The organism is Paenibacillus pedocola (assembly GCF_031599675.1).
GTDB lineage: Bacteria > Bacillota > Bacilli > Paenibacillales > Paenibacillaceae > Paenibacillus_AQ > Paenibacillus_AQ pedocola.
In genome coordinates this window covers 4,331,748-4,344,974 of sequence record NZ_CP134223.1, presented here as the reverse complement: position 1 = coordinate 4,344,974, position 13,227 = coordinate 4,331,748, and the positions used below count along the sequence as shown (strand labels likewise).

Annotated in this window: 14 protein-coding genes; 12 read left to right on the top strand and 2 right to left on the bottom strand. The window is 52.6% G+C overall.

The genetic code is table 11. From position 1 onward, the window contains the following. Positions 1-209 precede the first annotated feature (209 nt). The 4 genes from QU597_RS19360 to lipB all read left to right on the top strand — a co-directional run bounded on the left by QU597_RS19360 (position 210) and on the right by lipB (position 4,542). Positions 210-1,244 carry a thiamine pyrophosphate-dependent dehydrogenase E1 component subunit alpha gene (locus QU597_RS19360; protein ID WP_206101222.1) on the top strand — a complete coding sequence of 345 codons (1,035 nt, stop codon included), beginning with the start codon at positions 210-212 and terminating at the stop codon, positions 1,242-1,244. A 3-nt stretch (positions 1,245-1,247) separates the two neighbouring features. After that, the gene (locus tag QU597_RS19355) at positions 1,248-2,234 is read left to right on the top strand and encodes an alpha-ketoacid dehydrogenase subunit beta (RefSeq protein ID WP_206101221.1); all 987 of its coding nucleotides are present in this window, start codon (positions 1,248-1,250) and stop codon (positions 2,232-2,234) included. 145 nt (positions 2,235-2,379) lie between these two features. Next, positions 2,380-3,774: a dihydrolipoamide acetyltransferase family protein gene (locus QU597_RS19350; RefSeq protein ID WP_310829428.1), complete on the top strand. Its 1,395-nt coding sequence runs from the start codon at positions 2,380-2,382 to the stop codon at positions 3,772-3,774. A 54-nt stretch (positions 3,775-3,828) separates the two neighbouring features. Then, the gene (gene lipB, locus QU597_RS19345; RefSeq protein ID WP_310829427.1) at positions 3,829-4,542 is read left to right on the top strand and encodes a lipoyl(octanoyl) transferase LipB; all 714 of its coding nucleotides are present in this window, start codon (positions 3,829-3,831) and stop codon (positions 4,540-4,542) included. A 70-nt stretch (positions 4,543-4,612) separates the two neighbouring features. Here lipB and prli42 read toward each other — a convergent pair whose 3' ends face one another. Then, a complete protein-coding gene (prli42, locus tag QU597_RS19340) occupies positions 4,613-4,714 on the bottom strand; it encodes a stressosome-associated protein Prli42 (RefSeq protein WP_108722016.1) in 102 nt (33 codons plus the stop codon). Between the two features lie 95 nt (positions 4,715-4,809). Between prli42 and QU597_RS19335 the strand changes: the two genes are divergently transcribed. Further along, a complete protein-coding gene (locus QU597_RS19335; protein ID WP_310829426.1) occupies positions 4,810-5,937 on the top strand; it encodes a M20/M25/M40 family metallo-hydrolase in 1,128 nt (375 codons plus the stop codon). Positions 5,938-6,048: 111 nt separating this feature from the next. Here QU597_RS19335 and QU597_RS19330 read toward each other — a convergent pair whose 3' ends face one another. Further along, positions 6,049-6,222, bottom strand: coding sequence for a hypothetical protein (locus tag QU597_RS19330; RefSeq protein ID WP_310829425.1), 174 nt, complete (start codon positions 6,220-6,222; stop codon positions 6,049-6,051). 77 nt (positions 6,223-6,299) lie between these two features. Between QU597_RS19330 and QU597_RS19325 the strand changes: the two genes are divergently transcribed. The 7 genes from QU597_RS19325 (at position 6,300) to deoB (ending at position 13,200) form a co-directional block, all read left to right on the top strand. Next, a complete protein-coding gene (locus QU597_RS19325) occupies positions 6,300-6,872 on the top strand; it encodes an NUDIX hydrolase (protein ID WP_054941466.1) in 573 nt (190 codons plus the stop codon). Further along, on the top strand, positions 6,863-8,062 hold the full coding sequence (locus tag QU597_RS19320) for an endonuclease Q family protein (RefSeq protein WP_310829424.1): 1,200 nt from the start codon (positions 6,863-6,865) through the stop codon (positions 8,060-8,062). The genes QU597_RS19325 and QU597_RS19320 overlap by 10 nt, the downstream gene beginning before the upstream one ends. Positions 8,063-8,164: 102 nt before the next feature. Then, complete coding sequence (spoIIM, locus tag QU597_RS19315; protein WP_310829423.1) at positions 8,165-8,800, top strand: stage II sporulation protein M; 636 nt, start codon at positions 8,165-8,167, stop codon at positions 8,798-8,800. A gap of 990 nt (positions 8,801-9,790) precedes the next feature. Continuing rightward, a complete protein-coding gene (gene fur / locus QU597_RS19310) occupies positions 9,791-10,258 on the top strand; it encodes a ferric iron uptake transcriptional regulator (RefSeq protein WP_310829422.1) in 468 nt (155 codons plus the stop codon). A 204-nt stretch (positions 10,259-10,462) separates the two neighbouring features. After that, a complete protein-coding gene (locus QU597_RS19305; protein ID WP_310829421.1) occupies positions 10,463-10,696 on the top strand; it encodes a DUF4227 family protein in 234 nt (77 codons plus the stop codon). A gap of 154 nt (positions 10,697-10,850) precedes the next feature. Next, positions 10,851-11,744, top strand: a complete 894-nt coding sequence (xerD, locus tag QU597_RS19300; RefSeq protein WP_310829420.1) for a site-specific tyrosine recombinase XerD — start codon at positions 10,851-10,853, stop codon at positions 11,742-11,744. A gap of 277 nt (positions 11,745-12,021) precedes the next feature. Continuing rightward, positions 12,022-13,200 (top strand): phosphopentomutase, encoded by a 1,179-nt coding sequence (gene deoB, locus QU597_RS19295; RefSeq protein ID WP_310829419.1) that lies wholly within the window; start codon positions 12,022-12,024, stop codon positions 13,198-13,200. Positions 13,201-13,227: the final 27 nt, after the last annotated feature.

The window sequence follows — 13,227 nt, the reverse complement described above, 5'->3', positions numbered from 1 at the left end:
TAAAAGGAAGCCGAAAGAGAGCTAATTACGTCAGATGACCGTAAAATAGCGCTATTCCGGCTTTTCCTCTCTTTTCTTTTTGACTGTAAAGGGCTTATAATGATCTTGAGTTAGGTTTAGTACCTGGTTATAAGATCAGGGCATAATAGATGGAGTTGTACGAAGCAGCAGGCAGTATAGCTATCAAAATATTTAGGAGGTACCTCTGTATGGAATCCCAAGGTACTACTGTAGGAACGGTTAACAGACATTCACAGCTTGGACTCACAGACGGCCAGGTCATTGATATGTACAGATATATGCAGCTCGGGCGCAAATACGATGAGCGCAGTTTGCTGCTGCAGCGTGCCGGCAAGATTAACTTTCATGTCTCCGGTATCGGCCAGGAGGCGGCGCAGGTTGCAGCAGCGTTTGCGCTGGACCGGCAGAATGATTATTTTTTACCGTATTACCGTGATTACGCCTTTGTATTGTCGGTGGGCATGACTACGCGTGAGCTGATGCTGTCCGTATTCGCTAAGGCGGAGGACCCCAACAGCGGCGGCCGGCAGATGCCGGGCCATTTCGGCAGCAAGCGCCTGCGCATCGTGACGGGCTCAAGTCCTGTGACAACCCAGGTTCCGCATGCGGTTGGCTTCGCTCTGGCAGCTAAGATGAAGAAGAAGAAATTCGTGTCCTTTGTCACCTTCGGAGAAGGCTCCAGCAACCAGGGGGATTTCCATGAAGCCTGCAATTTTGCGGGTGTGAATAAGCTGCCGGTCATTATTTTTTGCCAGAACAACCAGTATGCCATTTCTGTTCCGGTCCACAAGCAGCTTGGCGGCAAAATCAGTGACCGTGCGCTGGGCTACGGCTTCCCGGGCGTGCGCGTTGACGGTAATGATCCGCTTGAAGTGTACCGCGTGGTTAAGGAGGCGCGGGAGCGCGCGATTGCCGGGGAAGGGCCGACACTGATTGAAGCGATGATGTACCGTTTGTCGCCGCATTCCACCTCTGATAATGATCTGGCTTACCGGACCAAGGAAGAGGTCGACGAGAACTGGAAAAAAGACGGCATTGCCGCGTTCCGCACCTATCTGACCGGACTAGGACTGTGGAGTGACGAGCAGGAGCGTGATCTTGCCGCTGAATATAATTTGGAACTTAAAGAGGCTATCGCATACGCGGAAAATGCACCGTTTCCGAAACCGGAAGACACGCTGCTGCATGTGTACGATGATTCCGGCCTCAAAGGAGGAGCATAACTCATGGCGATGATGGAATATATCGATGCCATCCGTTTGGCGATGAAGGAAGAAATGGAACGCGATGATTCGGTATTTGTGCTCGGCGAGGATGTTGGCCTTAAGGGCGGTGTGTTCACCACCACTAAGGGATTGCAGGAGCAATTCGGGGAAGAGCGTGTAATGGATACACCGCTGGCCGAATCGGCGATTGCAGGTGTTGCCATCGGGGCAGCAATGTACGGCATGAAGCCGATTGCGGAAATGCAGTACTCTGACTTTATGCTCCCGGCCACCAACCAGATTATCAGTGAAGCGGCCAAAATCCGCTACCGTTCCAATAACGACTGGAGCTGTCCGATTGTGATCCGTGCGCCGATCGGCGGAGGGATCTTCGGCGGACTGTACCATTCCCAGTGCCCGGAATCAATCTTCTTCGGTACGCCCGGACTGAAGATTGTAGCGCCTTATTCGGCAGCCGATGCCAAGGGACTGCTGAAATCAGCAGTACGGGACCCTGATCCGGTGCTGTTCTTTGAGAATAAGAAATGCTACAAGCTGATTAAGGAAGATGTGCCTGAAGGTGATTACACCGTGCCGATCGGCGAAGCGAACCTGCTGCGTGAAGGCAGTGATATCACGGTTATCGGGTACAGTCTGCCGCTGCATTTTGCGATGCAGGCAGCAGAGGAACTGGAGCGCGAGGAAGGGATTACCGCGCATATTCTTGATCTGCGCACCCTGCAGCCGCTTGACCGTGACGCGATTATTGCGGCGGCCCGCCAGACCGGCAAGGTGCTGATTGTCCACGAGGACAACAAAACCGGGGGCATCGGCGGAGAGGTGGCAGCGATTATCGCTGAACACTGCCTGTTCGAGCTGGACGCGCCGATCTTCCGGCTGTGCGGCCCTGATGTGCCGGCGATGCCGATTAGCCCGCCGATGGAGAAGTTCTTCATGCTGAGCAAGGATAAAGTGAAGGCGGAAATGCTCCGGCTGGCACAGTACTAATTAACATGCTTCCGAAGCGGGTTTTGTACGAAGTTAATCCAGGAAGCATCTGCTTACAAAACTTTAAGCGTATGCTTTCGAAGTGAGTTTTGTACGAAGTAATCCCAGGAAGCATCTGCTTACAAAACTTTTAAGGAGTGACAACATGTCTGACAATACAAAGCTGACTGATGTGATTATGCCGCAGCTTGCGGAATCGCTGGTGTCAGCTACGATTGGCAAGTGGCTGAAGAAGCCGGGGGATCTGGTAGAGCAATATGAACCGCTCTGTGACCTCATTACCGATAAAGTGAATGCCGAGCTCCCTTCCACCGTGGAAGGTACGCTGGTAGAGCTGCTGGCCGAGGAAGGCCAGACGGTCAGCGTGGGCGAGATCATCGCCCGCATCGCCGTTGCTGCGCCTGCCGGAAGCTCCGCACCGGCGGCTTCAGCAGCATCTGCCCCGAGCACGCCTGCCGCACCGGGCAGACCGGCTGCGCTGGCTCCTTCAGCAGCGGACGCGCCGATGCGCTCCCGCTACTCGCCGGCGGTGCAGACGCTTGCCGCTGAGCACCGCATAGACCTAGGCGCCGTGCCGGGCACCGGACTCGGCGGACGCATCACACGCAAGGATGTGCTGATGTTCCTGGAGAACGGCGGCGCTGCTGCCGCTCAAGCTGCGACCCCGCAGCCGGGCGCAGCGCCTGAAGCCCGGACTGTACCTGAAGCCTCCCAGCAGCCTGCGCTGCAGGCCATTCAGGCGGAGGTACAGGAGAAGCTGGAGCCGGTCCGTCATTCCGGTCTTCACCTGAGCGAGTCCCCGCGTATTCCAACGATTGAGGTGGAAGGCGGACTTGGCAGCAGCTCGGAGTATCTGATCGACGTTACACCGATCCGCAACACAATCGCGACAAGAATGCGCCAGAGTGTATCGGAAATTCCGCATGCCTGGACGATGATTGAAGTGGATGTAACCAATCTGGTCGTGCTGCGCAACAAAATAAAGGATGAGTTCAAACGCAAGGAAGGGATCAATCTGACTTATCTCGCCTTTATGATGAAGGCTGTGGTCAGTGCGATCAAGGATTACCCGATTATGAACTCGGTTTGGGCCGTTGATAAAATCATCGTCAAACGTGATATCAATATCGCGCTTGCTGTCGGTACAGAGGATTCCGTCATGACGCCGGTTATCAAAAAGGCCGACCAGAAGAATATAGCCGGACTGGCCCGCGAGATCGATGAACTGGCCCAGAAAACCCGCGAGGGTAAGCTGCGCCTGGATGATATGCAGGGCGGTACCTTTACCGTCAACAACACCGGTTCCTTCGGTTCTATTCTGTCCTATCCGATCATCAACTACCCGCAGGCGGCGATTCTGACATTCGAATCCATTGTCAAAAGGCCTGTTGTTATCAATGACATGATTGCCGTGCGCTCCATGGCCAATATCTGTCTGTCCCTGGATCACCGGATTCTGGACGGCGTCATTTGCGGCCGTTTCCTGCAACGTGTAAAAGATAATCTGGAAAGCTATACGCCCGACACCAAATTGTATTAGTTTATATATGAATCCTAATTCGGAAGACTGAAATCCAAGCGGGGAGCTGAAGTGATGAATCAACCGGAACCTGGTAAGCTGGAGCTTTCATATCACCCCCTGATGGAGTATGGAACGGCCTGGGAGCTGCAAAAGAAATCCGTACTGGCGATCGATGCCGGAGAGGCTAATGAACAGCTGATTCTTTTGCAGCATCCGCCTACCTACACCATCGGTTCACAGAATCATCCGGAGCATCTGCTCTTAAGCAAGGAACAGCTGGAGGAGCAAGGTATTGCCTTGTTTGAAATCGACCGCGGAGGAGACATTACATATCATGGGCCGGGCCAGCTTGTCGGCTATCCGCTGCTAAAGCTCGGGGAAGAGGGCAAGGTGGATTTACGCGGTTATCTGCGCCGCCTGGAGTCTGTTATTATTGATTATTTGGCAGCCCAGGGAATAGAGGGGACACGCAAGCCGGAATATACCGGTGTATGGGTCGGGGATGAGAAAATCTGTGCGATTGGTGTCAAGTTCAACAAAAGCAGATCACGCAGAGGCTTTATCACCAGCCACGGGTTTGCCTTCAATATCTCGGAGGGAATCGGACGGCGCGGATTTCAGGGGATTATTCCTTGCGGCATTTCGAGTTATGGAATCACGTCACTGGAGGAATGCAGCGGCCGTTCTTTTGAACTGGAACAGGTGGCGGAGGCATTGATTCCTTATTTTCTGCGCCATTTTCCTTATGAAGCGGTTCGAGCGGAAAGCCCGGTTCCGGCAGATTAAGCGGCAGCTGCGGCAGGCCAAACAGCGCCCGGAAACCGGACGCTGTTATTAATGTGTCAAGGCTTGTCCGTTAACCGGCCATAAAGGGCTCGATTACCAGCAGCACGGTTGAGGCGACCATGGCGATCAGCATGACATAAATGACGACACGAAACCATTTTTGACGATTCATGTGTGACTCCTTTGGGATTAGTTTAAGTTAAAAGCGTACATGAAAATAAGCATTACCACTATTGTAACGTATCTGTGAAAGAGAGGGAAGCCTAAGTGATAGTACAAGACCGATTGATTCAGGAGTTCATGGAGCTTGTCCGTGTGGACAGCGAAACCGGAAATGAACGGCAGATAGCCGATGTGCTAAAAGGAAAATTCAGTGCTCTGGGTCTAACAGCCATCGAGGATAACTCCCAGGAGCGTACCGGACATGGAGCGGGCAATCTGTTCGTAACCTGGGCAGCCGTCAGCGGTGCGGCAGCACCTAAGCTGCTGTTCACCTGTCATATGGATACCGTGGTTCCGGGACAAAATATCAAACCGATCCTCGGGGAAAACGGCTGGATTACCAGCGACGGCACTACAATCCTCGGCTCCGATGACAAAGCGGGACTTGCTGCCCTGTTCGAAGCGATCCGCGTCATTCAAGAGCAGAAGATTCCGCACGGGCAGATACAGTTCGTGATTACAGCGGGTGAAGAATCCGGACTGCTTGGCGCACGGGCGATGGACCCGAGCCATCTGGATGCGGATATGGGCTTCGCCCTTGATTCCAACGGTGAGGTTGGCGGGATTGCTGTAGCCGCGCCGGCACAGGCGAGAATTACGATGCAGATTTTCGGGAAATCAGCGCATGCAGGTGTTAATCCAGAGGACGGTATCAGCGCCATCCAGGTTGCCAGCAAGGCTATTTCAGCGATGAAGCTGGGACGCATCGATAAAGAAACAACCGCTAACATCGGTAAGTTCGCAGGCGGCGGTCCGACGAATGTCGTCTGCGACCATGTACAGCTGGACGCAGAAGCGCGCAGTATTGTACAGGAGAAGGTCGAGCTGCAGATCGCTTCCATGCGTGAAGCGCTGGAAACTACAGTGCGGGAATATGGTGCAGAGTGCGAGTTCCGCAGTGAGATTATCTATCCCGCGTTCAGCTTCAATGAACATGATCCTGTAGTTCAGCTTGCCGACCGGGCTATTAATTCACTGGGGTTGAAGACCCGCCTGTTCCCTTCGGGCGGCGGAAGCGACGCTAACGTATTCAACGGACTGAAGGTTCCGACGGTGAATCTGGCAATTGGCTATGAGCATATTCATACGACCAAGGAACGGATCAAAGCTGAGGATATCGTCAAAACTGCTGAACTGGTTGTAGCCATCGTAAAAGAAAGTGCTAAAGCCTAATAGAATGAGCTGCCTGCAAGGAGAATAAATGAAATGAAGGAGCTGTTTCCGGGAAAAACCGGGAACAGCTCCTTATGTTTAGCCGGCGGGTGAAGGTGGCAAATGTAATATTCAGCCGGCTTTTGGCGGATGAATCCGGGACTCTGCCTGCAGCCGCAGAACGTAGGCCAGGGGCATATCACGTCCGTACTTTTCCGCCCAGCCTGCAATGACCGCTTTAATCTGCTCAGGCTTGCCTGCGATTGTAACTGCTGATGTGCTTGTACGGATAAGAATGTCCTTCATGCCTGCATTCCTTCTTTCCCCTTAAGTTTGCTATAATACACCTTATGCAGAGCCCAGTTAAAGGAGACCATGAAACTATGAAAAAAGAAGAATTGAACCGCAACCCGGCCTTAGACGAAGAGACATTGTCCACGCAGCCGATTTTTGAAGGCAAAATCATTACCCTTCAGGTAGATACCGTGAAGCTGCCGGACGGCAATACCGCTACCCGTGAGGTGGTGAAGCATCCTGGTGCTGTCGCGGTGCTGGCATTGAACAACAATAAAATGCTTGTGGTAGAGCAGTACCGCCAGCCGATGCACCGCACGGAGGTAGAGATTCCTGCAGGCAAGCTGGATAAAGGCGAGGACCCGCTGGCAGCCGCAGGACGTGAGCTGCAGGAGGAAACCGGCTTTCACAGCGGGGAGCTGAAGTTGCTGAAATCCTTCTATACCTCACCCGGCTTTGCGGATGAAATCATCCATCTGTATGTGACGGACAATGCCCAGCCGGGGGATATGGCGCTGGACGAGGATGAATTCTTAGAGGTCTCTGAGCTGACACTGGAGGAAGCGTATCAGTACATTGCGGACGGGCGGATTGCCGATGCCAAAACCATGATGGCAGTGTACGCATGGCATCTCTACACGCTGACAGGTCAATGGCACTAGAACCGGAACTGCGCAGCTTTTACTGCGATCTCCATGTTCATATCGGCCGGACCTCCGCCGGACAGGCAGTCAAAATCAGCGGAAGCCGGAATCTCACCTTTGCAAACATCGCCATAGAAGCGGCGGAACGCAAGGGGATAGAGCTGATCGGCATCATTGACAGCCATTCGCCGGGCGTGCTGCAGGATATCCGTGATTCTCTTGAGTCTGGTGAGATGACCGCGGCAGAAGGCGGGGGAATTGCTTACCGGGGAACGACACTCCTTCTGGGGAGCGAAATCGAAATCCGTGAGCCCGGCCGTAAGGAATGTCATGTACTGGCTTTCCTGCCGGACCTTGCTGCCATGGAGGATTTCAGCGGCTGGATGAGCCGGTATATGCGCAACATCAACCTCAGCTCGCAGCGGCTGTATGCCTCCTCCAGAGACCTGCAGGATGAAATCTGCGGACGGGGAGGAATACTGATTCCCGCGCACATTTTCACGCCGCATAAAGGGCTGTATGGCTGTGCGGCGGAGCGGATGGCGGAGCTGTTTGATCTGGAACGGATTGCGGCGGTTGAGCTTGGCCTCAGCGCGGATTCGGAAATGGCGGGATATATTTCCGAGCTGGACAGCTATACCTTCCTGACCAATTCCGACGCGCATTCTCTCGGCAAAATCGGCCGCGAGTACAATGTAATAGAACTTACGAAGCCTTCGTTCAGCGAGCTGCGCCTTGCGCTTGAGCGTCGTGGGGGCCGGAGGGTCAGTGCCAATTTCGGCCTGAATCCGCGGCTTGGCAAATATCACCGGAGCTACTGCGCCGGATGTGGCAGCATTATCGACGAGGCGTATGCCACCTCGGAACGCTGCCCTTATTGCGGCAGCCTTAAGCTGGTGCAAGGGGTGTTTGACCGGATATTGCATATCGCTGACCGTGAGCAGCCGCATGTTCCGGCACATCGTCCGCCTTATCACTACCAGGTTCCGCTCGAGTTTATCCCGGGCCTGGGCAAGGCCAAAATGAACGCGCTGCTGGCGGCTTTTGGCACGGAGATGAATATCCTGCACCGTGCCGGCGAGGCGGAGCTTGCTCAAATAGCGGGATCCCAATTAGCGGCACAGATCGTTCTGGCGCGTACGGGCCGGCTTGAGCTGACCTCCGGAGGCGGCGGGACTTACGGTAAAGTGAAGAGCACCGAGAGATAGCGGGCTCTTGCTCCGGAACGGCTCATATATCCAAAGGACAAGTCATACAGCGGGACGTTTCCTCATATGGTGTAACATGTGACCTGAAAGGAGAACGTCCCTATGCGCAGTATGCGGCTGATGATCAAGGAACAGACGCCTCTTTATATTTTTGTTGCGGTATTATTTCTGGTTGGGGTCGTTTTTGGGGCACTTATTGTAAGTGCGCTGACACTTGATCAGCAGCAGGAGCTGGGTGATTACCTGGGTAATTTCTTTGTCACGGTGGATCAGCAGGGACTGCCCGCCGCTCCTGATTCCTACTGGAGCATTGCCGCGCTGAATCTGAAGTGGGTCGGCCTGATCTGGATTCTGGGCTTGTCGGTGATCGGACTGCCGGGGATTCTGATCCTTGATTTTCTCAAAGGGGTGCTGATCGGCTTTACGGTCGGCTGCCTGGTCAGCGAGTATTCTTGGCACGGGATGCTGTTCGCGCTTGTCTCTGTGGCTCCGCACAATCTGGTGCTGATTCCGGTACTGCTTGTCAGCAGTGCGGCGGCTATCGCCTTTTCCCTGCTGATGATCCGCAGCCGCGTGCTTGGCCAGCGGCGTACGCCGGTGACCAGACCTTTTGCCATGTATACGCTGCTCTCCCTCGGGATGGCCGTGCTCGTGCTGGGGATTTCCGGGTTCGAAGCCTGGGTGACACCGGAGATGATGAGATGGGTGACACCGATGCTGATAGGTCAGAGTGTGTGAAGCCACTTCTATGTGCATAAAAATAACCTGCCGGGCCATAGCCTGACAGGTTATTTATTTTATTGTTTGTTTAGTCTTGTTAAGGCTGTAAATCCAGTTCTTCCAGACCGCCGGACAGACTTGCATGCATTAATGAAACAGCCATTCCCGGCAAGCATGTCATCGAATATGAAGCATCCTGACAGCAAAATGTAAAAAGCACAATATAGCACATTAGCAGGATACTAAGTGGAAAAACACCTACTAATTCAGCAGGTTTTCCCTGTAGTCAACATGTAAGTGGAATGAATCCACTTACATTGAGCGAAAAGTAGACATTTGCTTAAAAGAGGATAAATTAGATGGACATTTTCCCTTAAAATTCATTATTGTCTCTGCAATCTATAATGTAAGTGGATTCATTCCATTTAGTCTATTACAGATCTCATGATTTAAGTCAATTTCGCTCATTAAGCACTCATACCGTCAAAATCAAGCTCAACAGAATGATAACCCAGAGGCCTGTCCTTTCAGAAAAGCTAGCGGCTACTCCTATCGAGGCGGCGTTTCCGAATATAACTTCTTTGAGGATGTAGTGCAGCATTTTAAGGATGGCTAAGAACATAAGTATAGCCTTAACGGATTTTTTGATTACCTGCGTTCTGATAAAAATCACCACTTTACTCCAAGTACAATCGCTAATCCCAACATACTTCCATTATCTTGCAGGTTTCTGCCGGATTCAAGCATTTTAACGCACCGTTTCATCAAACCTTTATCTTTCATTCATTCTATTTTAAGCTTCCGGGCTTATAGTAGTCACATGACCCCCTTATAATAGAACTTGGCCCTGCCGGACGCCGGCGGGGTCCCTTTTTTTGTGGATACATGCCGCGCGTCCTGCCCTTGAACCTGTTCTAAAAGCGTTTGACTTCTCAAAGCGACTCCCCCTATAATGTAAGAAGTGGTTTTGTGCCCGGTGCGGTAATTTTCCAAGGGGGAGGGAGATAGGTGGAAGCCCGGATAGACAAGATAAAACAACAGCTACAATCCCAAGGATATAAGCTTACGCCCCAACGGGAAGCGACCTTAAGAGTGCTGCTGGAGAATGAAGAAGATCATCTAAGCGCTGAAGATGTGTTTATGCTTGTAAAAGAGAAGGCTCCCGAGATCGGTCTCGCCACCGTATATCGTACCCTGGAACTGCTCAGCGAACTTCATGTCGTGGAGAAGATTAATTTCGGAGACGGTGTTGCCCGCTATGATCTGCGGACGGATACAGCTAAACATCATCATCATCATTTGATCTGTGTGCAATGCGGCTCGATGGACGAGATTCGCGAGGACTGGCTGGGACCGCTGGAAGAGCGGCTTGAGAAAGATTATAATTTTACGGTGCTTGATCATAGACTTGATTTTCACGGGATTTGCCACCGTTGTAATGAGAAGAATGCTGCGGACGGCAACGCTCCCGAATAAGCTTATAGATGAGGAATTACCGCACAAGCTCTCCCCGGTATCTGCCGGAGGGGGCTTTTTAAATGATTTTTCCAGAAGAAATACATACTATCAATATCCGGCGCATACAGTGTAGGACGAGTTAACGCGAGTGGTAACTATATTTCCGTAGACTGTTATGTACAAAGCGTTTCATCGTTACTAAACTTTTAGGAGGTATCTTAAATGATTATCTCTGTGCCCAAAACGGTGCGCCGGTTGTATTTTATGACTATGCTGGTTGCCCTGAGCTGCCTTTTTTATTATGCGCTGAACTGGATCGGCGCCTGGATCAGTCCGGTAGATCATTATGAAATCCCGGAAGGCTCGGCTGTCCGGGCGTTTCAGGATTCCCCGCACCCCGAGGAAGAGCTGAATGCCGGGCAGCGCCTGCGGCTGTACTACTGGTACGGCGAGTGAAGCTGCGGCCAAAAGCAGGAAAAAGCTAGAAGTCTGTCGAATGTAGCTAAGGTGAGTTTGCCCGGTTTGCTGTTACAGGCCGGCTGTCAGACTCATATGCCTAAATGCTGCATAGCCGCGAAGAGCAGCCTGAGCAGACGGGAGAGTGAGTAGAATGAAGTCACATTTGCAGCCTTTTATGCAATATCTGTCCGTTGATAAAGGTCTGTCTTCGAGTACGCTGGAATCTTATGGACGCGATATCTCGCAGTTTTTGGAATTCGCCGGGGAGCGGGGGATCGTATCGCCGGGGGAGATCAGAAGATCGCATCTCATTCAGTATCTCGCCGGACTCCGCGGTGCCGGGCGGGCAACGGCCACGGTTAACCGGAACACGGTATCGCTGCGCGCGTTTTTTCACTATTTGCTTAAGACACGGCTGGTTGAGCAGGACCCTACCCTTGATATGGAAATGATCAAACCCAGCAAGAAGCCGCCGATGATACTGAGTATTGTTGAAATTGAGCGGCTGCTGGCTGCACCTGATGAGACCAGTCCGCAGGGCATGCGGGATAAGGCAATGCTGGAGCTGCTGTACGCAACCGGCATCCGCGTCTCTGAACTGATCTCGCTGAATATAGAGGACGTGCAGACGGAGCTGAAATTTGCCCGCTGCAGTGCGGCATCCGGCAAAGAGCGGGTGGTGCCGATCGGTACCATTGCTGCAGACAGCGTTGCTGCCTATACGGCCGGGATGCGGGACAAGCTGCTGCGGGGGAATCAGGAGGAGCCTGCTTTGTTTCTGAATAGTCTCGGCGGACGGCTGACCCGTCAGGGATTCTGGAAAATCATTAAAAAATACGCGCGTGAAGCCCATATTGAACAGGATATTACACCGCATACCTTGAGGCATTCCTTTGCCGCCCATTTACTGGAAGGCGGTGCGGATCTCCGCTCGGTTCAGCAGATGCTCGGACATGCCGACATCTCTACTACACAGGTGTACAGTGGAATCGCCCGCAAAAATATGAAGGAAGTCTACGAGAGCCATCATCCGCGGGCCAAGTAAACAGTCTTCAGAGGCTGGCCAGTCTTTGCCCGGTACATTAACGTGCTAAAAAGATGCTTTTTGTGAGTAAGATAGTTATGATGGAATCATACTGAAAGAATGGCCGGATCGTCGGTACAGCCGGAAGGTTCTTTCGCAAGAAAACGGGTACCTAACATGCGGGCTATTGCCCGCGGGCTTTCCAGGGGAGTGCCCCCTGCGGAAGAAGGTAGAGCCGTTTCTTCTTGTTTGGATCAAGACCTCAGGAAATGCAAACTTCGAAGGAGTGAATGAATGAATGTCCTCATTTAAACGGATCGGATTTATTGTGCTGGATAGTGTGGGTATCGGTGAAGCGCCGGATGCCGAAAGTTTCGGAGATAAAGGTTCCCATACACTGGGACATATTCTGGAGCGGGTGCCGGGCCTCAAGCTGCCGAACCTGCAAAGATTAGGCCTGGCGAATATTGCGCCGCTGCCGCCGCTTGAACCTGTAGATGCGCCAACCGGATATTACGGCAAAATGCAGGAGGTATCTGTAGGTAAAGATACGATGACCGGCCATTGGGAACTGATGGGGCTGAAGATTGAAGTACCGTTCAATGTGTATCCGGACGGCTTCCCCGCTGAACTGATCGAGAAGTTCGAAGCAGCAACGGGACGTAAAGTCATCGGGAACAAACCGGCTTCAGGCACAGAGATTCTGGTGGAGTACGGTGAAGAGCAGATGAAGACCGGAGCCTGGATTGTCTACACTTCGGCGGACAGCGTGTTCCAGCTTGCAGCACATGAGGAGATTATTCCGCTGGAAGAGCTGTACAGTGCCTGCAAAATCGCCCGCGAGCTGACGATGGCACCTGAATTCTCAGTAGGCCGCGTCATTGCCCGTCCATATGTCGGCGAACCGGGAGACTTCAAACGTACCCCTAACCGTCATGATTATGCCGTGAAGCCTCCGGAACCGACGGTTATGAACGCTTTGGAAGACATCGGCAAAGATGTTATTGCTGTTGGTAAGATCAACGACATCTTTACCGGTGAAGGGGTTACAGCCTCTTACCCGACCAAGAGCAATGAGCATGGCATTCAGATCACGATTGACGAGCTTCGCAAGCCGTTTGACGGCTTCCTGTTCACCAATCTGGTAGACTTTGATTCCCTGTACGGCCACCGCCGTGATCCGGAAGGCTACGGACGTGCACTGGAGGTTTTTGACGAAGCCCTGCCGGAACTGCTATCAACACTAAGCGAAGATGATCTGCTGATTATTTCGGCCGACCATGGGAATGACCCGATCCATAGCGGAACGGATCATACGCGCGAGTATGTGCCGCTGCTCATTTACAGCCCAAGATTCAAGACGCCGGGCAGCCTCGGCATCCGCCAGACCTTCTCTGATGTTGCGGCAACGATTGCAGATAATTTCGGGGCAAAAGCGCCGCAGTACGGGACAAGCTTTTTGGCAGAACTCAAATAATAAAGAAGCCTGCATGATACAGGCATA

Bases quoted from the DNA above. Each gene is read 5' to 3' on its own strand.
- prli42 (WP_108722016.1), bottom strand. From the start codon at position 4,714: ATGAATCGTCAAAAATGGTTTCGTGTCGTCATTTATGTCATGCTGATC.
- QU597_RS19320 (WP_310829424.1), top strand. From the start codon at position 6,863: ATGGCACTAGAACCGGAACTGCGCAGCTTTTACTGCGATCTCCATGTT.
- QU597_RS19350 (WP_310829428.1), top strand. From the start codon at position 2,380: ATGTCTGACAATACAAAGCTGACTGATGTGATTATGCCGCAGCTTGCG.
- xerD (WP_310829420.1), top strand. From the start codon at position 10,851: ATGAAGTCACATTTGCAGCCTTTTATGCAATATCTGTCCGTTGATAAA.
- QU597_RS19360 (WP_206101222.1), top strand. From the start codon at position 210: ATGGAATCCCAAGGTACTACTGTAGGAACGGTTAACAGACATTCACAG.
- QU597_RS19330 (WP_310829425.1), bottom strand. From the start codon at position 6,222: ATGAAGGACATTCTTATCCGTACAAGCACATCAGCAGTTACAATCGCA.
- spoIIM (WP_310829423.1), top strand. From the start codon at position 8,165: ATGCGCAGTATGCGGCTGATGATCAAGGAACAGACGCCTCTTTATATT.
- QU597_RS19305 (WP_310829421.1), top strand. From the start codon at position 10,463: ATGATTATCTCTGTGCCCAAAACGGTGCGCCGGTTGTATTTTATGACT.
- deoB (WP_310829419.1), top strand. From the start codon at position 12,022: ATGTCCTCATTTAAACGGATCGGATTTATTGTGCTGGATAGTGTGGGT.
- QU597_RS19355 (WP_206101221.1), top strand. From the start codon at position 1,248: ATGGCGATGATGGAATATATCGATGCCATCCGTTTGGCGATGAAGGAA.
- QU597_RS19325 (WP_054941466.1), top strand. From the start codon at position 6,300: ATGAAAAAAGAAGAATTGAACCGCAACCCGGCCTTAGACGAAGAGACA.
- lipB (WP_310829427.1), top strand. From the start codon at position 3,829: ATGAATCAACCGGAACCTGGTAAGCTGGAGCTTTCATATCACCCCCTG.